Source organism: Solidesulfovibrio carbinolicus (genome assembly GCF_004135975.1).
Taxonomy (GTDB): domain Bacteria; phylum Desulfobacterota; class Desulfovibrionia; order Desulfovibrionales; family Desulfovibrionaceae; genus Solidesulfovibrio; species Solidesulfovibrio carbinolicus.
Window position 1 is genome coordinate 449,917 of sequence record NZ_CP026538.1, and the last position, 20,614, is coordinate 470,530.

Here is a 20,614-nt window from a genome sequence, read left to right on the forward strand (position 1 = left end):
TCCTCTCCTGCCGCCTTGGGGTACAAGGGGGCATGACCCGAAAACGCCTCATCCTGGCTGGCTGCGGCCACGCCCATTTGCCCGTGTTGGCCCGGCTGCCCGAATTCGTGGCCGCCGGAGTCGAGGTGGTGTGCCTGGCCCCGGGGCCGACCCTGGCTTATTCCGGTATGGGGCCGGGACTGCTGACTGGCCGCTACGGCCTGGCCGACCTGACCTTTCCCGTGGCTGCCCTGTGCCAGGCCGGCGGCGGCGTCTTCAGGCGCGGCCTGGCCGTGGCCGTGGAACCGGCCGCCCGGCGGCTGCTCCTGGCCGACGGAGGCCGCCTGGACTACGACGCGGCGAGCTTTGGCCTGGGCAGCCGGGTGCTGCCGGATTTTGCCGCCGACGGCAGCCCCGCGCCCGTGGCGTACCCGGTCAAACCCATTGAGAATTTGCTGCTGGCGCGCCAGGACATCCAGGCCCGGGCGGTCGAGGGCGAACGCGTGCGGGTGCTGGTGGCCGGCGGCGGGCCGGCCGGCTTCGAGGTGGCGGCGTGCCTGCTGGAATTGTTGCGCCAGTGCGGCCTGCCCGGCGAGGATCTGGCCGTGGCCGCGCCGCGCGGTCTGCTGCCGGGCTGGCCGGCCCGGGCCGCGCGCCTGGCCGAGGCCTCGATCCAGCGGCGGGGCGGGCGGATAATTCTCGCACGGGTGCAGGCCCTCAAGGCGGGGCAGGCCGTTTTTGCCGACGGCACGTCCTGGGCCTGCGACGTGGTCCTGGCCGCCACGGGCACGCGCCCGCCCGGGCTGTTCGCGGCTGCCGGCCTGACTGCCGGCGGACCGGACGGCGGGCTTGCCGTCACCCGCCGGCTCCACCATCCGCTCTACCCGGAACTCTTCGGCGGCGGGGACTGCATCGATTTCACCCCGTGTCCGTTGCCCCGGGCCGGGGTCTATGCCGTGCGCCAGGGGCCGGTCCTGGCCGCCAATCTGCTGGCCTATCTGACCGGCCGGGAATTGATCCCCTTTTGCCGCGACGGCCGGGACTATCTCTCCCTGCTCAACTGCGGCGACGGGAGGGCGATCTTGCGCAAGGGGAGGCTTGTGGCCCAGGGGCGCTGGGCCATGGTCCTCAAGGATCGGATCGACCGGCGGTTTATGCGGTCGTTTCCGCTGCCGGAGCCGGGCAGGGCGGCGGCGCATGCAGGGGGTGGCCCACCACCTTGACCAGATCGTCGAGGATTTTTTGCTTGTAGCTTTGCACCAGCGGCTCGTTGTGCATGATCATGTCGAGCTGGCGGGTGTGCATGAGCATGTAGCCGATGACGGTCAGCCCCCGCAGCATCTCGTCTTCCGGCCCGCCGTTGATGCGGGCGAACGACGCGTCTTCGTTGACCTCCACCACAAAGCCCTGAAGCTCCAAGATCTCGCCCACGAACTGCGCCCGCCGCCGCCGCCGGGAATACTCGGCCGCGCCGCCCTTGAACTGGAAGCTCACGTAGTTTTCCGACGGCCGGTCGCCAACGAGCGTCTCCACAGTGCAGAAGTGGAACCCGAAGCGGGAGCTTAAACACATGTAATTGCGGGAAACCATGAAATAGTTGCGCTCGGCGAAGGACGAATGGGAGGCGGCCTCCAGGTGCGGGTTGGTGGAGGCCTGGACGATGATGGACATGAGCCCCCGTCCGTCCACCGGCGGCGGCCCCTGCCAGGGGATGGCGATGATGCCGTCCCACAAGGCCCCCACCGGAATAGAGCAGATTTCCTCCAGCTTGACGTACTTGCCGGGCACCTCGCCGACAAAGCCGTCGTCGAGGTTGATAAACCACCACTTCATGGCCGTGCCCTTGTACTTGAGCTGCTTGGCCGCCCGCTTGGAGAAGTGGAATTCCTGCCCGAAATTGAACATCTCGGTGACGGATTTCTCGTGGCAAAAGCGGGTCACGTCGTGGAGCGTCTTGCAGTTTTCCGGAGCGAATTCCGGGGCGTTGGGGTCAATGAGCGACAGCGGCGTAATCTGATCCATGACCCGGCGCAGGATGGCGTGCATGGGGGTGATGCGCTCGGGCGCGGGCTGGCGCTGGGCTTCGGCCTCGGCCAGCAGTTCCTCCAGCCGGCCCGGATAGACGGCCCGGCCGTCGGCGTCCACGGTGACCTCGGTCCCCGGGGCCAGGCGGTGTGTGGCCCCGGCCAGGCCCATGATGGACGGCACGCGAAATTCCCGGGCCACGTTGGCCAGATGGCCGGCCGCGCCGCCCTTTTCCGTGACGATGGCCGCTGCCCGGTCGATGATGGAGGCGTAGCGCGGCGGGGCTTCCACGGCCACCAGCACCGCCCCGCGTGGAAATTGCAAGAGATCGGCCTCGCGGCGCACCACGAAGACCGGGCCGAAGCCCGCCCCGGGGCTGGCCGTGACGCCGCCGGAGAGCAGCGGCGTGCCGTGCACGCGGTCGCTTCCTCCCCCGGTCTGGCTCGGCAGCTGCACCAGCTCCCGGCATTGCAGGAAGGCAAGGCTCCCCGCAGCGTCGATGGCCCACTCCACGTCCACCGGCGCGCCGTACATGGCCTCCAGGGTGACGGTGGCCTCGGCCAGGGCCAGGGCCTGTTCGTCGGTGATGCTTGGCATAAGCGCCCGTTCGCCCGAGGTCTCCGTGCGGCACACGCCTTCGCCGGGCAGGCACAGGAAGGCCTGGTCCTTTTCCCGGATGTGGCGGGCCGTGAGCCGGGGCGGGCGCTCGCGCTCAAAGACGAATTCGTCGGTGCCGACCGATCCGTCCACCACGGACTTGGGCAGGCCAAAGGCGCTGTGGATGTGGATGGAGTCGTCGCGGATGTCCAGGGGATTGCGGGAATAGATGACCCCGCCGGCCACGGCGTCCACCATGGCCATCACCCCCACGCACATGGCCACGTCCTCGTCGGGGATGCCCCGGTTGAGGCGGTAGGTCATGGCTTGGGGACTGTACTTGCTGGCGATGATCTCCTTGTAGGACTGGAGGATGTCCTCGGGGCCGACGTTGAGCTTGGAAGAAAACTGGCCGGCGAAGGTCTGGCCGGCCTCGTCCTCGCCCAGGGCCGAGCTGCGAAGCGACACCGACGCCTCGCGCCCCAGGGTGCGGCAAAGCGTCTCGTAGGCCCCCAGGATGGCCTTGGACACGTCGGAAGGCAGCTCGGCCTCGGTGATCTTGTTGCGGATCTGGGAGCTTAAAATGAGCAGATTGCGCTGGTCGTCGGGGCCGGCGGTCTGGAGCAGGCGGTAGATTTCGTCCTTGAGGTCGTTGTGTTCGATGAGGCGGTGGTAGGCCCGGGCGGTGACGGCAAACCCCGGCGGCACGGGCAGGCCGGTGCGGCGCACGATTTCGCCCAGCCCGGCCATCTTGCCGCCCACCAGATCGGCCTGATCGCGGCCGGCCTGATCCAGGGGGATGACCAGATCGGGCGCGGTCTCCAGGGTGCACGAGCTGGCCAGGCATTCGCCAATGCGGCGCTGGATGTCCTTGATGCGGTTATACAGCTCGGCGTACCGGCCGGGCGCGATGGCGTTTAAGTGCTCAATGATCTTGTAGACGTTGACGGACACGCCGGTGGAATGGGCGCGGATAAAGGCCATGCCGAAGGTGCGCCGGCCGTTTAAGGCCTCTTCCATTTCGGTCATGAGCTCCAGGGCCTTTTTGTTGGCCGTGAGCAGCAGCTTGAAATGGTGGTAGCGCTTCTTGAACTCGGTCTGGATCTGCTCTTCGGTCAGGCCCTGGGGCGTCTCCGACTGGGTGTCGCAGAAAAGCCCCTTGACCGCGCGCGCGAGTTTGCCGAACACGTCGCCCCCGATGGCCGGAACCGGTCCGGGTTTCGGTTTTTTGCCGTCGTCCCTTGTATCGCTTCGATACAAGGAAGGCAATGCAACCGAAGGCGCGCCCTGGCTTTCCGCCGCCTCTCCCTGGGAGCGTCAAGACGCTGCCGGTCCGCCCTTATGCTCCCGCCCCCACATCCCCGGCCATGCGCCAGCCGTTGCGGCCGGCTTTTTTGGCCGCGTACATGGCTGCGTCGGCCAGCCGCAACAGCTCGCCGCCGCGCGTCGCGTCGTCCGGGTAAAAGGCCACGCCGACGCTGCCGCCCAACCGACACACCGCGCCCCGCGCCTCGAACGGTTCGGCCAGGGCCGACACCATTTTGGCGGCGATGGCCGACGCGTTGTCCGGTTCGCCGATGCCCGGGGTCACGGCCACGAACTCGTCGCCGCCAAGGCGCGCCACCGTGTCCGAACGCCGTACGCAGCCGGCGATGCGCTTGGCCGCCATGGCCAACACCATATCGCCCACCTCGTGACCGTGCACGTCGTTGACGTCCTTGAACCGGTCCAGATCGATGAAATAGACCGCCACCCGCTCCCCGCGCCTTTCGGCCTGGCCGATGGCTTGGCGCAGCCGGTCCATGTAGAGCGCCCGGCCCGGCAACCCGGTCAGGCCGTCATGGAGCGAAAGCCGCGTGAAAAGCTCCTCGGCCCGCTTGCGCTCGGTGATGTCGTTGATGATGCCGTCATAAGCCACAAGCCTGCCGGCGGCGTCGAAACGCAGCACCGGCGTGTTGCGCACATGGCGCACCGTGCCGTCCTTGTGGAGGATGCGGTGCTCGAAAGGCCCGGTGTCCTCGCCGGCCAGCAGTCGGGCCGCGTTTTCCAGCACCAAGGGCCGGTCCTCGGGCGGAGCCATGTCCAGCCACAGCATGGGGTTGGCTCGGTACTCGTCGGCCGTGTAGCCGGTGACCGCCTCGCAGTTGGGGCCGTGGTCCGTGGCCACAGCTCGGCCGCCTTGCACCGTCACCGTATAGACATAGTCCGTCACCGATTCGAGGAGCCGGCGATAGCGTTCCTCGCCCTGGCGCAGCACCCGCTCCGTTTCCTGCAACCGGTCCCGCTCGGCTTCCAGATCGGCCACGCGACGCCGCAAGACCGCGACCTCGGTCCGCAACTCCGCTCCGTCGTCCACCATGGCGCACCTCCAGGCTGGGCCACACGACGCTAGCCCAAAAACATGCCGCTGTCACCGCGCCGCCCGCCGTCCCTTGCCAAGCCACTCCCCAAGGCGTACCAGCAGACAAAGGGAAACCTGCATCCCCGGAGTGTCCACCATGGCCATCGGGTCCGATTACGCCGACGATCTCAAAAACGAAGTGCTCAGCGAAATGGCGGACAACTTCTTTTCCCGCCGCTGCCGCCTCGACGAACGCCTGGAAAACTTCGCCTCCCTGCTCGAACGCGTTAAACGTCGGGCCACACCCGCCGTCGATGCCGTCCAGAACCTGCGCCGGCTGCTTTTGTGCCGCTCCGAAGCCGACGCGTTCTTGCAAAGCCTGGGCATCGACGCCGCGACCCTCGCCCCGGCCTGCCAATTCCCGACCAGCGCCAAACCCCTGGCCCTGACCGCCGCTGGCCGCTACCGCAAGGCCGTGCGGCGCGCCTACGCCGTCATGCGAAACGCCGTCGAAACCTACAACGACGGCGGCTACGTCTCCGACCCCCGCCAGCCCGGCCGCAAAATGGCCGCTCCAGGCTACGAGCTCCTCCACAGCGTCGCCGAAAGCATCAACGACGAAGTCCAGGCCGTCAACGCCAGCCAGTGCCCCTCCGACATGCTGCGCTTCTCCCGGTCCCTCGACCCCGGCCGCCTGGACCAGGAAAGCGCCTGCGGCAGCGTCGGCGACCTGTGCAGCCTAAACGACGACCTCGCCTACAAACCCCTCGACCCCGCCACCTTTGACGTGCCCCACCTGCCCACGCCGCCGCCGGTCGAAGAGGTTGAGGAACGTCTGACGGCCCTGGCCGACGCCGTGCGCCAAAGCGACCCCAAAGCGGCGGATGCGGCGTTGGGGTGAGGAGAAGGGAAGGGTAAAGAGTGCCTTGGCGGCCGGGGGCTCAGCCCCCCGGACCCCCGACATGGGCGGGGACGGTCGGTCGGTTGGGAAGGACGTCGGCGGGCGGCAGGCCCGAGAGAGCGGGAGCACCATGTGGGGTTTCCAAAGGGGCTCAGCCCCTTTGGCCGCCGGAGACACTCTTCGCCTTTAGAGGTCGCTGGCCAGGAGCAGTTCTTCCTGGTCCATGTCGGGGTGCAGGTCGTAGGCGATCTGGAAAAAAGCGTGCAGGTCGCGCAGCCGCAGTTCGTCGGCCACGGCGGGGGTTGGGTTGGCCAGGATGAGGCGGCGGCCTTTGGTGGCCAGGGCGGTTTGCAGCCGCACCAGCGCGCCCACGCCGCTGCTGTCGATGCTGGGCGTCTGGGTCAGGTCCAGGACGCTGACGGCGTAGCGGCCGATGGTGGCGGTTTCGAGAACAGCGGTTTCGAGTTCCAGGGCGGCGGGGTTGCCCAGAGGCCCGTCGGAGCGGGCCCACAGGACGCCGTGGCGGTTGGTGATGGCTATGCGGCTCATGATCTGGGTGTGTCCGTGGCTGGCCGTATCGGCCGCGTCGATGGGGCAGGATAGCCGCAAGCCGGCGCGGCGCGCAAGGGGAAAGGCCGGATCATGAAAGAGTGTTCACCTGGGAGAAGGGGGAGGGGGGACCGCCGGCCGGGCCGGCGGTCGGCTTAGAACTTGTACCACGCCAGCAGGTTGAAGGACTGGTAGCCGTTGTCCGGGTCTTCGGCATAGCGGCAGCCGAGGCTGTTGTCCTCGTCCTTGTGGCGGATGTCGCAATTGGAGTTGCGGAAAAAGGTGCATTCGTTGTTGTTGCACACGAGTATTTCGCCCCAGCCGGATTCCGGGGGGCCGATCCAGGATTGGAGTTTGGCTTGGCAGTGGGGGCAATAGCGGTCTTCAAGCATGTGGTGGCGCTCCTTGGCGGCGTGGCCCGGCGATTGCCGTAACCCATGGGCACAATAAGCATGATCCCGCCGCCGTCAACCATGGGGCGACGGCGGCGGGACCGGCTGGCTCAGGCTGAAGGCACGGGGGCTTACATGACGTCCTTGGCCCAGTAGAGCAGGTTGTGGTTGGCCTTGAGGCGCGCGACCACCTCCTGGGCCTTGGCGTCGTCCATGGGGCGCACGCGGATGTAGACCTTGCGGGTTTCCGGGGCATCGTCGTCGTAGTTGGTGAGGATGCTCAAGATGCGCACGTCGTGGGCCTTGAGGTCGTCGAGGATGGTCTTGAGGCTGCCGGCGACGTTGGGCAGTTCGAAGGCGAGCTGGAGGCCGCCGCTTAACACGCCGGTGATGCTGACGAGAACCTTGAAGATGTCGCTGTCGGTGATGACGCCGACGACCAGGCCCTTGGCGTCGACCACGGGCATGCCGCCGACGTTGTGGCGCAGCATGAGCACGGCGGCCTTTTCCACGGTGTCGTCGGGGCTGACGCTGATGACCGTCTTGGTCATGATGTCGCCGACCTTGATTTCGGACAGCAGGTAGTACAGCTCGTGCATGTCCAGGGTGGTGGCCTTGGAGGGCGAGGCCTCCTTGACGTCGCGGTCGGTGACGATGCCGACGAGGCGGCCGTCGTCGTCGACCACGGGCAGCCGGCCGAAACCGTTTTCCTTCATGAGCTTGGCGGCCTTCATGATGGAGGTGGTCGCCTTGGCCGTGACCGGGGTCTTGCTCATCCAATCCTTAATCAGCATGTGCGTCTCCTTGACGGTCCCTTGAGGGCGGGCCGTTTGTGGTATAAGGCCCGGAGGTCGCGCGGCGCGTCGGCGTCGGGACACTTGGTTTCAGCTATACGTGTTTCCGCCATTATTTCAAGCCATTCCAGGCAGCCCAAAAAGGAAAATATCCATGCAGGCCCTCCTTTATCGTCGCAGCGTCTGGCGCTATCTGGCCTGCGCCGCCGCCGCCAGACTGGCTCCCCGGCGTTTTTTTCCTTCCCTGGCCCCGCTTTCCCTGGAAACCGTGCCCTTTGACCCGCCAAAAGGCTGGCTGGCGCTGGTTCCCCGGCTGTGCGGCATCTGCGGTTCCGATCTGGGGCTGTTGCGCGGGGCCGAGTCGCCGCTGCTTGAGCCTTACGCCAGTTTGCCCTTCATTTTGGGTCACGAGATGGTGGCGACCTTGGCCGAGGACGCGCCCGGGCTGGGTCTGTCCGCCGGGGCGCGGGTGGTGGTGGAGCCGGGGCTGCCCTGCCAGACGCGAAACCTGCCGCCCTGCCGCAGCTGCCGGGAGGGGCGCTACAACCGTTGCGAGCGGTTTTTGGACGGCGAACTGCCGCCGGGGTCGTTTCTGGGGTTCACCCGCCGGGCCGGCGGGGCCATGGCCACGCGCACGGCGGCCCACCCCTCGCGCATCCTGGCCGTGCCGGAGGGGCTTGGCGACGAGGAGGCGGTGCTGACCGACTCCCTGGCCTCGGCGCTCCAGCCGGTGCTGGACCATTATCCGGCCGACGGGGCCACGGTGCTGGTCATTGGCGCGGGCATCGTCGGGCAGCACGTGGTGCGTTGCTTAAAGGCCCTGGGCGGCGATTTCCGGGTGCTCGTGGCGGCGCGCCACGGCAGGCAGGCCGAGCTGGCCCGGGCCGGCGGGGCCGACGAGGTCATCGCCGCCCGCACCCGCCTGGAGCTGGCCGAGGCCCTGGGCGCGCGCTATCTGCCGACGACCTTGGGCGGCGGCAACATTGAGGGCGGGGCGGACATGGTTTTCGACTGCGTGGGTGGTTCGCGCACCTTTGCCGACGCCCTGGTCGCCCTGGCGGCGGGCGGGCGCTACGTCATGGTGGGGGCCGGAGCGACCCTCACCGGCGTGGACGTGTCGAGCCTGTGGTTTCGGGAACTGACCGTGGCCGGCTCGTCAGGCTGCGCCACCGGGCCGGACCCCCGCCGGGGCGGGGAGCGGGTGCGCACCTACGCCCTGGCCCTGGAGCTCTTGGCCTCGGGGGCCTACCCCACGGCCGGGCTGCTGAGCCATCTGTTCCCACTGGTCCGCTGGCGCGAGGCCTTTGGCGCGGCTTTTGACAAACGCGCCTCGGGCAGCGTCAAGGTGGCCTTCGACCTGCGTTGAGTCCGGGCGGCAACGCCGCCGTTACTCCGGCGGGCAGCGCCAGCCGTCCAGGGCCTGCCGGGTCTTGGTCCAGAGTTCGTCGAGGTCGTCAAGGAGGCTGTCGGCTTCCTGCCGCCGTCCGTCCCGCAGGGCGTTTTCCAGGGTCTTGGCCGCGTTGCGGGCGGCAAACGCTCCGACCGTGGCGGCCGTGGCCTTGAAGGTATGGGCGGCCAGGGAGGCTTTGTCCCAGTGGCCGGCCGTCATGGCCTGGCGGACATCGTCCAGCCGCCGGTTCGCCTCCTTAAAGCTCGTACGCAAAAGCCCCTGGAATTGCGGCCAGGTAAGCCCCATGTTGTCCTTGGCCTGGCCCGGGGCGAAGAGTTCCGACTCCGATGGAGCCGGGCAGGCCGGCGTAGAGGGCATATGGGCCGGGAGTCGGGGGGGGGCGCGGCGCAGGGCGTCCAGGGTGGCTTCCAGGGCGCGGTAGTTGACGGGTTTGGTCACGAATCCGTCCATGCCGGCTTCCAGGCATTGCTGGCGCACATCTTCCAAGGCGTGGGCGGTGACGGCGATGATGGGCACGGTGGGGTCCAGGACCGGCGTCCCCAGGGGCGCGCCGGCCCGGATGGCGCTGGTGGCCTCGATGCCGTCGATCTCCGGCATCTCGATGTCCATGAGCACGGCGTCGAAGCGTTCCTTGGCCAGACAGGCGAAGGCTTCCCGGGCCGATTCGGCCACGGTGAGGTCATGGCCCATGCGGCCCATGTGCAGCCGGGTGACGGCGGCGTTGAGGGCGTTGTCTTCCACCAGCAGGATGCGCAGGGGCCCTGGTGCGGCCTTGTCGTTGGCGCTCTCCAGGGGCGCGGGCGGCACGGCGGCGGCGTTGCCTGGCAGAAAAAAGACGGTGAAGGCGAAGCGGCTGCCGGCTCCCTGGCGGCTGGTGACGCCGATATGGCCGCCCATGCGTTCCACCAGTTCCTTGGAAATGGCCAGCCCCAGGCCCGTGCCGCCGAAGCGGCGGGCGGCGTTGCCCGGCCCCTGGGTGAAGCGCTCGAAGAGTTCCGAGGCCCGGGTCGGGTCCAGGCCGATGCCGGTGTCGGTCACGGCCACGGCCAGCCCGATCCGTTCGGCCGGGGTCTGGTCGGCCGGCACGGTCTCCACCGTGACGGTAACCGACCCGGCGGCGGTAAATTTGACGGCGTTGCCCAGGAGATTGAGCAGGATCTGGCGCAGCCGGCCGGGGTCGCCGCGTAGGGCCGGGGGCACGTCCGAGGCCACTGTCGCGCTTAAGGCCAGGCCTTTCTGGCTGGCGGTCAGTTCCACGGCCCGGACGGCCTCGGCCACCAGGGCGCGCGGATCGAAGTGGCGGCGTTCAAGGACGAGCTTGCCGGCCTCGATCTTGGAAAAGTCGAGAATGTCGTTGACCACGCCGAGCAGATGGTCGGCGGATTCCCGGATGGCGCGCAGATGGTCGATCTGTTCCGGGGCGGCTTGGCCGTCCAGGAGGGCGTCGGACAGCCCGATGACGGCGTTTAAGGGGGTGCGGATCTCGTGGCTCATGACGGCCAGGAAGGCCCCCTTGGCTCGGGAGGCTTCCTCGGCCTGGTCGCGGGCCTGTTCCAGGTGTTGCTGGCGGCGTTTTTCCTCGGTGATGTCGTCGAAGGCCCAGACCACGGAGGTGGTGGGGTCTTCGGGCCGCACGGATTTGCCGTGCAGGCGCAGCCAGATGGTTTCGCCGTCGCCGCGCTGCACTTGGCATTCCCGGCGGGTGAAGCCCTGGGTGATGAAGTCGTGGTCGCATAGCTCGGCCAAGCTCTGGTAGACGGCGGCGTCGGGGATGAGCACAGCCAGGGACTGGCCGAGGAAGGCCTCGCGGGCATAGCCGAGCAGCGCCGCCCCTTGGGCGTTGATGTCGGTGCAGACGGTGTTTTCCGTGGTGGCCAGGCCGATCTGGGTATTGCCGAGCAAGGCGTCGCGCTGGGCCAGGGTCTGGCGCAGTTCGGCCTCGGTGCGCAGGCGGTCGGTGACATCGACATAGGAAAATACCCGGCCGATGTAGACGCCGTCCCGGAGGATGGGGCCGCTGCGGCGTTCGATGAAGCGGCCGTCGCGGGTGGCGTGGCAGGTCTCGGCCATGGACATGCCGTCGAGCATGAGGGCGCGAAAGCCGCTGGCCACGGCGTCCGGCTCGGCCAGCTTCTCCATGAACGGCTTGAAACGGTCCATCGGCTCAAGGCGTTGCGCCCAATCCTCGGGCAGATCCCAGAGATTGAGGAAGCGGCGGTTGCAGACCAGCACCTCGCGGTCCGGGTTGGCCGACACGCACAGCACGGCCTCGGCCGTGGATTCGAGGATGGCCCGGTACAGGGCCAGATGGCGCGACAGGCTGTCCTCGGCCCGGGTGCGGGCCGTAATTTCCGTGGTCAGGCGGGCGTTGGTCCGGGCCAGTTCGGCCGTGCGCTCCTCCACCCGGCGGGCCAGCAAAAGCCGGTGTTCTTCCACCTCGGCCCGGGACTCGCCCAGCCAGCGCGAGGTCTCCCGCAGCCGGGCCGACATGGCGTTAAACGCCGCGCCCAGCCGGGCCAGGGCGTCGGCTCCGGCCACGGGCACGGTCTGGTCCAGATCGCCGGCTTCCACGGCTTCCAGGGCCTGGCGCAGGGTGTTGACCGGTCGCAGCACGAACAGGTGGAGCATGGCGTTTAAGACCAGGGCCAGGAAAACGTAGGCCCCGGCCACGGCCAGGCCGAAAATGGTCCAAACCCGTCCGCCGGCCAGGGCGCTGTCTTTGAGGGCATAGCGCAGGCGCAGGAAACCGGCGATCTCGCCCTCGCCGTGGATCGGTTCGATGAGGGTGGCGAGCAGTCGGTCGTTTTCGGCGGTGACGCTAAAGACCCGGGTCTCGGGCAGGCCGACGCCGGTTTCGGCCGCCAGAGGGGCGGGCGCGCCCGTGCCGGCGTCGGCCAGAAGGACGCCGGCGGCGGAAAACAGGCTGGCTTCGATGACGCCGTCCACCTGAACCATGCGGTCCAAAATGACCTGGGCGGCGCTTATGGCCTGGGCGGTCTGGAGCAGCGGGGCCAGGGCTTCCAGGCGGTGGGCGGCCAGCACCCCGAGCAGGGTGCGGGTGCGGGTGCGGGCGGCCTCCAGGCGGTCCTGGATGGACAGGTGCAGCACGCCGCCAAAGGCGGCGGCGGCGGCCAGAAAAGCGAGCAGGATGGCTGCGTTGAGTTTGAGTCGCAAGGATGCGCGGCGCATGGGGTTCCCGCCGCCGGCCCGAAACCCGGGAGCCTGGCGGCGGACCGGGCGCGCCGTGGCGGCCTACAGTATGAATTTCTAGCTTTCTTAAAGACAAACCGGAAAAGCTGTCAAAGGCTTTCCCGGTTTGTCCAGGTCGTTACTGTGTTACCCTGTTTGCCGCGTAATAACTGGATTTCCAGTACGGCGCCCAGATCGTCTCCTGGCGCACCCGGCCGCCCCGGGAGGGGCTGTGGATGAAGCCGCCGTGGCCGTCGAAAATGCCCACATGCAGGCTCGACAGCGCTCCGGAAGGGGCGAAAAAGACGAGATCCCCGGCCCGAAGCTCTTCTTTGCGCACCGGCCGGCCGGCCATGAGCTGGTCCTGGGTGCGCCGGGGCAGGCGGATGCCGTGGCGGGCGTAGACCCATTTGACGAAGCCCGAACAATCAAAGCCTTCGCCGGGGTTTTCCCCGGCCGGGCGGTAGGGCGTGCCGATGAGCTCCCGGGCGGTCTCCAGCACCGTGCCCGTGGCCGGCGGCGGCGCGATGGGAGCCCGGTCGGCCACGGAAAAGGCGCAGCCGCCAAGGAAAAGGACCAGACAGGCCAGCAGGGCGAGACGACAAACAACGAACATGGTCCCGGACCTCCGTCCCGGAAATTAGCAAATCCCGTGCCGCCCCAGGCTCAGGCTGCGCCTTGGCCTGTCGCCGGTCGCCGGTCGGCCGCCGCCGGTTCGTCGCCTGGCCGCCTTGCCCCCGACGCCCGGCCCGGGCAGGGAAAAAAGGCGTTTTGGGGTTGTGAACAAGGCGGCGTTTGCCCTAGTGTTGCCCGTAACCTGCCAAAGGAGGCGGCCCGTATGATCCAAGCCATCACCGGATACCTCGGCGACTCGGCCGAGAGCCTGCTTGCCCACGTTTGCCGGACTATTCCCAAGGAATCTTTGCATCTGCCCGGCCCGGACTACCTGGATACGATTTTCACGGCCACCGACCGACCCGTGCCGGTCATCCGGTCCATGGCCGCCATGTACGGCCACGGCCGCCTGGCCGGGACCGGCTACCTGTCCATCCTGCCCGTGGACCAGGGCATCGAACATTCGGCCGCGGCCTCGTTCGCCCCAAACCCCATTTATTTCGACCCGGAAAACATCGTCAAACTGGCCATCGAGGCCGGCTGCAACGCCGTGGCCTCGACCCTGGGCGTGCTGGGGTCCGTGGCCCGCAAATACGCCCACAAGATTCCCTTTATTCTCAAGATCAACCACAACGAGCTGCTCTCCCTGCCGGCCATCCACGACCAGACCCTTTTTGCCTCGGTGGAGCAGGCCTACGACATGGGCGCGGCGGCCGTGGGAGCCACCGTCTATTTCGGCTCGCCCGAATGCCGCCGCCAGATCCAGGAGATCTCTGAAGCCTTTGCCCGGGCCCACGAACTGGGCATGGCCGCCATCCTCTGGGCCTATCTGCGCAATCCCGCTTTCGTGAAAAACGGCGTGGACTACCACACCTCGGCTGACCTCACCGGCCAGGCCAACCACCTGGCCGCCACCATGGGCGCGGACATCGTCAAGCAGAAGCAGCCCACCAACAACGGCGGCTACACGGCCGTGGGCTTTGGCAAGACCGACAAGCGGGTCTACAGCGAACTGACCACCGACCATCCCATCGACCTCACCCGCTATCAGGTGGCCAACTGCTTCATGGGCCGCATCGGGCTGATCAATTCCGGCGGCGCGTCGGGCGCGGCGGATTTCGCCGAGGCCGTGTCCACGGCCGTCATCAACAAGCGGGCCGGCGGCATGGGGCTCATTTCCGGCCGCAAGGCCTTCCAGCGGCCCATGGCCGAGGGCGTCAAACTGTTAAACGCCATCCAGGACGTCTACCTGTGCCCCGAGGTCACCATCGCCTAAGGGCCGCGTCCGTTTCGCGGGCCGGGCGGGGGTTTGTTGGAAAACCGCGCCCGGCCCGTTGCCGGCCAAAAGCGTGGACGTTTCTGGAGGACGCGGCATGAGCCGGAAATGCCCGCCGCGTTTTGGGCGGGCCGCCGGGGTCGCCCCGAATCTGTAACCAGCCGGACGCTCCCCCCGACCAATCGCGCAAACGGACGGCCCCGCCGTCCCATCCCACGCGGGAGGTCATCCCATGAAGAAGCTTTGTTACGGACTGCTCACCCTGGCCATCCTGGTCGGCTCGGCCTTTGCCGTGGCCGCCGGCCCCGGACCGGGCGGTCCCGGCGGCCCCGGACCCGAAGGATTGCTTGACCGGCTGCTGTCGCTTAAGCTCACCGACGCCCAGAAGCATGACGTGGCCGTGGTCTTTAAAAACAACCGCCAGGCCTTCGACGCCGGCATGGCCGCCATGCGCGAGGCTTTCGACGCCATGGGCCTGGTCATGCGCACCGAACCCGGCAACGAGGAGCGGGTGCGCCAGGCCAGCCGGGCCGTGGCCGCGGCCGCCGAGGACATGGCCGTGCTGCGGGGCAAGGTCGAAGCCTCGGTGCTGGTCCTTTTGACCCCGCAGCAGCGCAAGCTGTGGGAGGAAACCCTGCCGCCGCGCCCGCCGCGCGATGCCAAGGAGCGCTTTCATGCCGGCCATGAGCTGGTCAACGAGTGGATTGATTCCCACGCCGGCGCCAACAGCTAACTCTCGGGGCATTATGGGCGAGGCGGTGTTGGACATCGAGGATGCCCGGACGCTCAAAGCGATCCGGGCCGGCGAGGTGGACGCCTATGCCGCCATCGTGACCAAGTACCAGGGGCGCGTGTCCGGGATCGTTTCCGGGCACGCGCCCCGGGACCGGGTGGGCGAGCTGACCCATGAGGTGTTCGTGCGGGCCTACAAGTCCCTTGGCGGCTACCGGGGCGAAAGCCCCCTTGGCCACTGGCTGGCCAAGGTGGCGGTGCGCACCTGCCACGATTTCTGGCGGGCCCAGTACCGGATCAAGGAACGGCCGGAGTCGGATCTGTCCGACGAGTGCCGGGCCTATGCCGAAGAGGTCTCGGCCCTGGCCACGGGCGAGGCGGCCGAGGAAACGGCTTCCCGGCGCGAGGCCGAGGAACTGCTGCGCTGGGCCCTGGACAAGCTGTCGGCCACGGACCGCATGGTGGTGACGCTGACCCACCTGGAAGAGCGGCCGGTGGCCGAGGCGGCCGAGATGTTGGGCTTAAGCGTTCCCAACGTGAAGGTCCGGGCGTTTCGGGCCCGCAAGAAGCTTCGCGAACTGCTCGGCGACGTGATCGGCGTGTAAGGAGGAGGTAGCCATGGACGGAAACGATTCCCGGCGCATTGACCGCCTGGAGGCGGCGCTTCGGGCGGCTCACGCCCGCCGTCAGGCCCCGGACACGGCCCAGGGCGCGGCCCTGGCCGCCTCGGTGCTGGCCGCCGTCAAGGCCGCGCCGCCCGCTGCCGCTCCCCTGGCCGCCGAGGCCGACAAGCGCCTCGACCGGTTGGAGAACGTGTTGCGCGCGGCCCATGCCGGCCGCCAGACGCCTGCCGCCGAACCTGGTTTGGCCGACGCCGTCCTGGCTTCCGTCAAGGCCGGGGAGACTGGCAAGCCCGTTGCTCCGGCGAGCCGCCAGGAGCGCCTCGACCGAGTGGAAAGCGTGTTGCGCGCCGCCCATGCCGGCCGCCAGACGCCGCCCATCGACGCCGGCTTGGCCGATTCGGTGGTGGCCGCCATCCGGGCCGAGGACGCCGCTCCCGAGGCCGAGGAGGCCCGGGTGCTGTGGCGCATGGCCGCCGGCGCGGGTTTTTTGGCCGCGGCCACGGTGCTTTTTGCCCTGGCCTTTGGTTCCGGCCTGGAAGACGAGCTGGGGCGGCTGCTTTTTTATGATCCCAGCGGCCAGGTCGTCGTGTCGCTTCTGGGCGTGTAAGGCTTGGGCATGCATCCGAAATTCGTCAAGATTATTGCCGGCGTCGTGCTTTTTGCCTCGGGCGCGGTGGTGGGCGTCGTCGGCTCCCGGCTGCTCGGAGAACGCGGCCCCCTGGCCCTCATGCACGGCGATCCGCGCCATTTCGCCGCCATGGCCTTGCGCCGCCTGACCAGCGACCTCGATCTCAGCCAGGAGCAGCAGGACAAGCTGCGGCCCATCATCATGGACACGACCCGGCAGATCATTGCCCTGCGCCGCGAGCAGGAGCCGCGCATGCGGGAACTCATCGAAACGAGCCAGGAGCTGACCAAAGCCCTGCTTACCCCGGAACAACGAGAAAAATTCGTGGGCGTCATAGCCCGGTTGGAGGCTCGGCGCAAGGTCCTGGACCGTTTTGGCCCGCCGCCGCCGCCGGACGGTTTTGGTCCACCGCCGCCTGACGACTTTGGCTCCCATCGCGGTCCGCCGCCGCCGCCGGACCTGTTCGATCCGGAGTGGGACCTGCCGCCGCCCCCACCGCCGCCGGACGGTTTTGGCCCAATGCCGCCGCCGGACGGTTTCGGCCCGCCGCGACCGGGCGGCCCGGGGCCGGGATTTGGCCCGCCGCCCCGTCGGGACGCCTGGCCGGAGAAGAAGCCTCGCCCGGACGGCGCAGTCAGGCCGGGGGACAAGACCGGGGCTGACAAGGCCGTCGATCCGGCTGGCAAGGCCGGCCCCGGCGACTCGCCCCCGGCGGCCGATCCCCAGGGCCAGACGCCGCCCCCAGACGGCGACGCGACGGCCAAATAGTCTTTCCCCGTTCCCCTCTTCCGTATTGTGTGGCATAAGGGGCGCAATCCCCAGGCGGGCCGGCTCGCGCCGGCCCGCCCAACCGCCAACGCGCCGGGTGTCCGTCAGTCGCCCCGCGCAAGGAGGATGCGCCATGCCGAGTCCGTTGACCGTTTCCCGTCGCCAGGCCCTGCGTCTGGTGGCCGGCACGGGACTTTTTTTTATGGCCGGAGGGATGCTGCGTCCGTCGTCGGCCGCTGCCGCCGCCTTCGAGGCCCCCAAGCTGCCCTACGCCGAAAACGCCCTGGAGCCGGTCATTTCGGCCAGGACCGTGAGCTTCCACTACGGCAAGCACACCCTGGGCTATTTCGACAATGCCAACAAACTCGTGGCCGATACGCCCCTGGCCGGTCAACCCCTGGAAAAGGTCTTCCTGGAAGCGGCCAAGGACCAGAAGCTGGTGGGCCTATTTCGCAACGCGGCCCAGGCCTGGAACCACGTGTTTTACTGGAACGGGCTGTCGGCCGCCGGCGGCAAGCCCTCGGCCAAGCTGCAAAAGGCCATTGACGCCTCTTTTGGTGGCCAGGAAGCCCTGAACAAGGCTCTGGCCGAGGCGGCCGTGACCCAGTTCGCCAGCGGCTGGGCTTGGCTCGTGGCCGACCCCGCCGGCAAACTGTCCGTGGTCAAGACCGGCAACGCCGACAACCCCTTGCAAGAGGGCTTAAAGCCCCTGTGGGTCATCGACGTCTGGGAGCACGCCTACTATCTGGACTACCAGAACCGCCGGGCGGACTACGTCAAGGGCGTGCTGGAAAAGCTCGTCAACTGGGAGTTCGCGTCGCAGAACCTGGGCTAGCCGGCCAGGGCCCGGAAACGGGCGCAAGAACGCATGCGGGGATCGCGGCTTCGGCCGTGGTCCCTTTTTTTAGGCGGGTCTTAGGCGGGGGGGGCGTCGGCGGTCTTGGCCGGGGCGGCGGCCAGGCTCACGATGTTGCCCAGGGTCACCTTGTCCTGGCCCACCACCAGGGCGGCGGCGTCGGCAGCGGAGCAGCGCACCACCGAAGCCTTGGCCACGGGCAGGCCCGACTCGTCGTGAACATCCACGGCGCAGCCGGTGGCCAGGCCCTGCTCCGAGCCCAGGGCAAAGGAAATCAGCAGGCCGTCAGGCGTTTTCTTGGTCATGTAGACCACGGCCTTGCCCTGGCTGGTCCAGATGGCTTCCAGGCGGCGGGAGGCGAGGTAGACGCCGCAGCCGACCAGACAGGCGGCGGCCAGCAGGTAGCCGGCGGCGGCCATGGGGGACAGGCCGGCCAGACGCACGAAGTGGGACTGGGAGGCGGCCTTGAGGGCGGCTTCGTCGCTGAAGAGGTGGATGAAAAAGGGCTGGGGCGGCGAGGCGGCGTCGCCCCCGGGACCGCGCAGAACAACGGTGGCCATGCCCGGGGCCGCGTCCGGGGCGGCGGTCAGAGTCCCCTGCCACATGCGGTTGCCCATCCAGAAGCCCTGGGTCTGGGTGGTGATGGTCAGCGAAACGCCCGGGCGGTCGATGGACACGGCCATGTCGCCGGCGTCCTTGGCTTCCACGGGCAGCGGCCCGGAAAGGCTTTCCGTGCCGCCGGCCGGAACCGAAAAGGTGTTCGGGCCGGTGCGCACACTGGACACAAAGCTGTCGGCCAGGGCCACGGCGGCGGACAGGCACAGGCCGGCGGCCAGCCAGCCCAGCGCCGCACGCAGGCGCACAAGGCCGCGCTCGTTCACGCCTGGACTCCGGCGTCAGGGACGGGGCGGTCGCGGTAGCGACGGATGGCGTAGATGCCAAGGGCCAGGGTCGGGAGAAACATGGAGAAAAACGCCTTCATGAACACCGGCGTGAATTCGTCCGGTTGCTTGGAGGCAAGGTAAACGGAAAGGGTGACTTCGGCAAGTATGGCCACATCCATGAGGATGACGGCGGCGCGCTGGCGGCTGTTGAGTTCCGGGGCGCGGCTTTCGTCGTCGTTGCGGAAGAACATGGCGGCTCCTTTGAAGGGCCTCCCCGGCCCGGGGAGGGCCGGGCCGGGGAGGCGTGGGCGGGGTGTGGGGTTACGCTGCGTTACTTCTTGAAGATGTTGGTCTTGGTGACGTTCATCAGACGCAGGGCCTTGCCGTCTTCCTTGTAGTAGACCCGCACTTCGTCGCCGGAATCCCAGGCGGCGGCGGGCAGGGACTCGTACTGTTCGGGCACGAGGAAGGTGACGAGCAGCTTCTGGCGGCCGGAGTAGATGGACACGGTCTTCTTGTCCTTGTCCAGGGCCGGGAACTGCTTGGCCTTGCCGGTGGCGGCGTCGTACACCAGCGGATGGCTGCCGTCGATGCCTTCCTGCTTGTCCACGATCTGGATGGGGATGGTCTCGAAGTTCTGCTTCTTGGGATCGTACAGCACGACCTGGGCCTTTTCGGTGTCCAGCTTCATGCGCAGGCCGGCCTTGGGGATCTCGCCCATTTCCGCCGGATCGGTGGGGAAGGCGTAGGTCAGGGCCGGCAGATAGGTGTAATCGGGCTTTTGCCAGTCATTAGCCTTGTCGCGGATGAAGGTGACGGTCTTTTTGTCCTTGTCCACGGCCACGGTGCGGCCCTGGTCAACCTTGCCGTAATCCACGCAGCCGGCCAGGAAGACGACGGGCAGGGCGGCCAGCAGCATATTCTTGAGCATGTTTCGCATGGCGTTCTCCTTTCCTTTGGCGGTTGCGCGGTCTAGGCCTTGGCCTTCTTCATGGCGATTTCGTTCTTGGCTCCCTGGATCATCTTGATGGTAATGTAGAGGGCCAGCGCCGAGACCAAGCCAAGGATCATGTAGGTGGCGATGATGTCGCAGATCTGGCTAATGGAGGGCACGTACACGGGGAGAAGCTTCAAGAAGACCGAGATGGCGCAGCCGATGACGGCCAGGCCGAAGGCGATGCGGATGCCGTAGCCCTTGATGTACTTGGTGGCCACCGCGCCGACCTGGGCGCCCATGGCCGCGCCGACGAGCATGATGATGGCGGCCACGAGTTCGGTGCGGCCCTTGTAGGTGTAGGAGGCGGCGCCGTAGAGGCCGGAGATGGCGACTTCGAAGAGGTCGGTGCCGACGGCCACGTGGGTCGGGCAGCCAACGAGGTAGATCAGGGCGGGCATGCGGATAAGCCCGCCGCCGATGCCCAGGATGCCGGCCAGCCAGCCGGTGAAGAAGCTGACGGCGATGGGCAGCCAGGCGGAGCAGTAGATGCCGGCCACGTCGAGGTGGACCATGGGGGGAATCTTGATCTTGTGCAGGGTCTTGTGCCACTCAAGGCCCGTGGCGTTCTTGTCCACTTCCTGGCCGGCGGCGATGGCGGCCTTGTCCTTGGCCTTGCGGCGGGCGATGTCGGTGAAGACCATCCAGGTGATGAAGCCCAGCAGGCCGAGGTAGATCCAGCGCACGACCATGTCGACCTTGCCGATGCGCTCCAGCCACATGATCATTTGCGCGCCGACTTCGAAGCCGACCACGGTGCCGACCAGCATGATGATGCCGAGCTTATAATCGACGTTGCCGAACTTGCCGTGGCGCATGGTGGAAATGAGCGATTTGCCGGCCATGTGGGCAATGTCGGTGCCGATGGCAAACGCCATGGGGAAGCCGAGGATGTTGAGCCCCGGGGTGACCATCCAGGCGCCGCCCATGCCGAAGAAGCCGCCGATGACGCCGACGCCGATGCCGAGGATGATAAGGCCGGGCCAGAAGATTTTCACGCCCGCGATGGGCATCAGGATATAAAGCCATTCCATGGTGTTCTCCTTCTGTCTGTCAGGCG

At 67.9% G+C, this 20,614-nt stretch carries 20 protein-coding genes; 9 read left to right on the forward strand and 11 right to left on the reverse strand.

Annotation, left to right across the window (positions count from 1 at the left end; translation table 11 throughout):
- The first annotated feature begins 32 nt into the window (after positions 1-32).
- On the forward strand, positions 33-1,202 hold the full coding sequence (locus tag C3Y92_RS01915; protein ID WP_129348980.1) for an NAD(P)/FAD-dependent oxidoreductase: 1,170 nt from the start codon (positions 33-35) through the stop codon (positions 1,200-1,202).
- Here the strand turns inward: C3Y92_RS01915 and C3Y92_RS01920 are convergent.
- Together C3Y92_RS01920 and C3Y92_RS01925 are read right to left on the reverse strand one after the other, a co-directional pair.
- Complete coding sequence (locus tag C3Y92_RS01920; protein ID WP_129348982.1) at positions 1,132-3,789, reverse strand: PEP/pyruvate-binding domain-containing protein; 2,658 nt, start codon at positions 3,787-3,789, stop codon at positions 1,132-1,134. The genes C3Y92_RS01915 and C3Y92_RS01920 overlap by 71 nt on opposite strands.
- Before the next feature lie 151 nt (positions 3,790-3,940).
- Positions 3,941-4,960, reverse strand: coding sequence for a sensor domain-containing diguanylate cyclase (locus tag C3Y92_RS01925; RefSeq protein WP_129348984.1), 1,020 nt, complete (start codon positions 4,958-4,960; stop codon positions 3,941-3,943).
- A 139-nt stretch (positions 4,961-5,099) separates the two neighbouring features.
- Here C3Y92_RS01925 and C3Y92_RS01930 point away from each other — a divergent pair, with 139 nt between their 5' ends.
- Positions 5,100-5,843: a hypothetical protein gene (locus C3Y92_RS01930; RefSeq protein ID WP_129348986.1), complete on the forward strand. Its 744-nt coding sequence runs from the start codon at positions 5,100-5,102 to the stop codon at positions 5,841-5,843.
- A 186-nt stretch (positions 5,844-6,029) separates the two neighbouring features.
- On the opposite strand, the gene C3Y92_RS01935 is transcribed toward C3Y92_RS01930, so the two are convergent.
- From C3Y92_RS01935 to C3Y92_RS01945, 3 genes are all read right to left on the reverse strand, one after another.
- Positions 6,030-6,392, reverse strand: a complete 363-nt coding sequence (locus C3Y92_RS01935) for an STAS domain-containing protein (RefSeq protein ID WP_129348988.1) — start codon at positions 6,390-6,392, stop codon at positions 6,030-6,032.
- A 155-nt stretch (positions 6,393-6,547) separates the two neighbouring features.
- The gene (locus C3Y92_RS01940; protein WP_129348990.1) at positions 6,548-6,784 is read right to left on the reverse strand and encodes a hypothetical protein; all 237 of its coding nucleotides are present in this window, start codon (positions 6,782-6,784) and stop codon (positions 6,548-6,550) included.
- Positions 6,785-6,915: 131 nt separating this feature from the next.
- The gene (locus C3Y92_RS01945) at positions 6,916-7,578 is read right to left on the reverse strand and encodes a CBS and ACT domain-containing protein (protein WP_129348992.1); all 663 of its coding nucleotides are present in this window, start codon (positions 7,576-7,578) and stop codon (positions 6,916-6,918) included.
- Positions 7,579-7,732: 154 nt separating this feature from the next.
- Here C3Y92_RS01945 and C3Y92_RS01950 point away from each other — a divergent pair, with 154 nt between their 5' ends.
- Positions 7,733-8,944 carry a zinc-dependent alcohol dehydrogenase gene (locus tag C3Y92_RS01950; protein ID WP_129348994.1) on the forward strand — a complete coding sequence of 404 codons (1,212 nt, stop codon included), beginning with the start codon at positions 7,733-7,735 and terminating at the stop codon, positions 8,942-8,944.
- A gap of 21 nt (positions 8,945-8,965) precedes the next feature.
- Here the strand turns inward: C3Y92_RS01950 and C3Y92_RS01955 are convergent, their stop codons facing one another.
- Both C3Y92_RS01955 and C3Y92_RS01960 read right to left on the reverse strand, forming a co-directional pair.
- Positions 8,966-12,178 carry an ATP-binding protein gene (locus C3Y92_RS01955; RefSeq protein ID WP_129348996.1) on the reverse strand — a complete coding sequence of 1,071 codons (3,213 nt, stop codon included), beginning with the start codon at positions 12,176-12,178 and terminating at the stop codon, positions 8,966-8,968.
- Positions 12,179-12,317: 139 nt separating this feature from the next.
- On the reverse strand, positions 12,318-12,794 hold the full coding sequence (locus C3Y92_RS01960; protein WP_129348998.1) for a C40 family peptidase: 477 nt from the start codon (positions 12,792-12,794) through the stop codon (positions 12,318-12,320).
- A gap of 222 nt (positions 12,795-13,016) precedes the next feature.
- Here C3Y92_RS01960 and C3Y92_RS01965 point away from each other — a divergent pair, with 222 nt between their 5' ends.
- The 6 genes from C3Y92_RS01965 (at position 13,017) to C3Y92_RS01990 (ending at position 17,655) form a co-directional block, all read left to right on the forward strand.
- Positions 13,017-14,069, forward strand: coding sequence for a class I fructose-bisphosphate aldolase (locus tag C3Y92_RS01965; RefSeq protein WP_129349000.1), 1,053 nt, complete (start codon positions 13,017-13,019; stop codon positions 14,067-14,069).
- A 232-nt stretch (positions 14,070-14,301) separates the two neighbouring features.
- Positions 14,302-14,802 (forward strand): periplasmic heavy metal sensor, encoded by a 501-nt coding sequence (locus C3Y92_RS01970; protein WP_129349002.1) that lies wholly within the window; start codon positions 14,302-14,304, stop codon positions 14,800-14,802.
- Between the two features lie 13 nt (positions 14,803-14,815).
- A complete protein-coding gene (locus tag C3Y92_RS01975; RefSeq protein WP_129349004.1) occupies positions 14,816-15,406 on the forward strand; it encodes an RNA polymerase sigma factor in 591 nt (196 codons plus the stop codon).
- A gap of 13 nt (positions 15,407-15,419) precedes the next feature.
- Positions 15,420-16,031: a hypothetical protein gene (locus C3Y92_RS01980; protein WP_129349006.1), complete on the forward strand. Its 612-nt coding sequence runs from the start codon at positions 15,420-15,422 to the stop codon at positions 16,029-16,031.
- 9 nt (positions 16,032-16,040) lie between these two features.
- Positions 16,041-16,820, forward strand: coding sequence for a hypothetical protein (locus C3Y92_RS01985; protein WP_129349008.1), 780 nt, complete (start codon positions 16,041-16,043; stop codon positions 16,818-16,820).
- 133 nt (positions 16,821-16,953) lie between these two features.
- Positions 16,954-17,655, forward strand: coding sequence for a superoxide dismutase (locus C3Y92_RS01990; protein WP_129349010.1), 702 nt, complete (start codon positions 16,954-16,956; stop codon positions 17,653-17,655).
- An 80-nt stretch (positions 17,656-17,735) separates the two neighbouring features.
- Here the strand turns inward: C3Y92_RS01990 and C3Y92_RS01995 are convergent, their stop codons facing one another.
- From C3Y92_RS01995 to C3Y92_RS02010, 4 genes are all read right to left on the reverse strand, one after another.
- A complete protein-coding gene (locus tag C3Y92_RS01995; RefSeq protein ID WP_129349012.1) occupies positions 17,736-18,557 on the reverse strand; it encodes a hypothetical protein in 822 nt (273 codons plus the stop codon).
- Positions 18,554-18,811: a hypothetical protein gene (locus C3Y92_RS02000; RefSeq protein WP_129349014.1), complete on the reverse strand. Its 258-nt coding sequence runs from the start codon at positions 18,809-18,811 to the stop codon at positions 18,554-18,556. Before C3Y92_RS02000 ends, C3Y92_RS01995 begins: the two co-directional genes overlap by 4 nt.
- An 80-nt stretch (positions 18,812-18,891) precedes the next feature.
- Positions 18,892-19,500, reverse strand: coding sequence for a DUF4881 domain-containing protein (locus tag C3Y92_RS02005; RefSeq protein WP_129349016.1), 609 nt, complete (start codon positions 19,498-19,500; stop codon positions 18,892-18,894).
- 32 nt (positions 19,501-19,532) lie between these two features.
- Positions 19,533-20,588: a sulfite exporter TauE/SafE family protein gene (locus C3Y92_RS02010; protein WP_129349018.1), complete on the reverse strand. Its 1,056-nt coding sequence runs from the start codon at positions 20,586-20,588 to the stop codon at positions 19,533-19,535.
- Positions 20,589-20,614: the final 26 nt, after the last annotated feature.

Excerpts from the sequence above, each read along its gene's own strand:
- C3Y92_RS01915 (WP_129348980.1), top strand. The coding sequence starts at position 33 with ATGACCCGAAAACGCCTCATCCTGGCTGGCTGCGGCCACGCCCATTTG.
- C3Y92_RS01925 (WP_129348984.1), bottom strand. The coding sequence starts at position 4,960 with ATGGTGGACGACGGAGCGGAGTTGCGGACCGAGGTCGCGGTCTTGCGG.
- C3Y92_RS01930 (WP_129348986.1), top strand. The coding sequence starts at position 5,100 with ATGGCCATCGGGTCCGATTACGCCGACGATCTCAAAAACGAAGTGCTC.
- C3Y92_RS01935 (WP_129348988.1), bottom strand. The coding sequence starts at position 6,392 with ATGAGCCGCATAGCCATCACCAACCGCCACGGCGTCCTGTGGGCCCGC.
- C3Y92_RS01940 (WP_129348990.1), bottom strand. The coding sequence starts at position 6,784 with ATGCTTGAAGACCGCTATTGCCCCCACTGCCAAGCCAAACTCCAATCC.
- C3Y92_RS01945 (WP_129348992.1), bottom strand. The coding sequence starts at position 7,578 with ATGCTGATTAAGGATTGGATGAGCAAGACCCCGGTCACGGCCAAGGCG.
- C3Y92_RS01950 (WP_129348994.1), top strand. The coding sequence starts at position 7,733 with ATGCAGGCCCTCCTTTATCGTCGCAGCGTCTGGCGCTATCTGGCCTGC.
- C3Y92_RS01955 (WP_129348996.1), bottom strand. The coding sequence starts at position 12,178 with ATGCGCCGCGCATCCTTGCGACTCAAACTCAACGCAGCCATCCTGCTC.
- C3Y92_RS01960 (WP_129348998.1), bottom strand. The coding sequence starts at position 12,794 with ATGTTCGTTGTTTGTCGTCTCGCCCTGCTGGCCTGTCTGGTCCTTTTC.
- C3Y92_RS01965 (WP_129349000.1), top strand. The coding sequence starts at position 13,017 with ATGATCCAAGCCATCACCGGATACCTCGGCGACTCGGCCGAGAGCCTG.
- C3Y92_RS01970 (WP_129349002.1), top strand. The coding sequence starts at position 14,302 with ATGAAGAAGCTTTGTTACGGACTGCTCACCCTGGCCATCCTGGTCGGC.
- C3Y92_RS01975 (WP_129349004.1), top strand. The coding sequence starts at position 14,816 with ATGGGCGAGGCGGTGTTGGACATCGAGGATGCCCGGACGCTCAAAGCG.
- C3Y92_RS01980 (WP_129349006.1), top strand. The coding sequence starts at position 15,420 with ATGGACGGAAACGATTCCCGGCGCATTGACCGCCTGGAGGCGGCGCTT.
- C3Y92_RS01985 (WP_129349008.1), top strand. The coding sequence starts at position 16,041 with ATGCATCCGAAATTCGTCAAGATTATTGCCGGCGTCGTGCTTTTTGCC.
- C3Y92_RS01990 (WP_129349010.1), top strand. The coding sequence starts at position 16,954 with ATGCCGAGTCCGTTGACCGTTTCCCGTCGCCAGGCCCTGCGTCTGGTG.
- C3Y92_RS02000 (WP_129349014.1), bottom strand. The coding sequence starts at position 18,811 with ATGTTCTTCCGCAACGACGACGAAAGCCGCGCCCCGGAACTCAACAGC.
- C3Y92_RS02005 (WP_129349016.1), bottom strand. The coding sequence starts at position 19,500 with ATGCGAAACATGCTCAAGAATATGCTGCTGGCCGCCCTGCCCGTCGTC.
- C3Y92_RS02010 (WP_129349018.1), bottom strand. The coding sequence starts at position 20,588 with ATGGAATGGCTTTATATCCTGATGCCCATCGCGGGCGTGAAAATCTTC.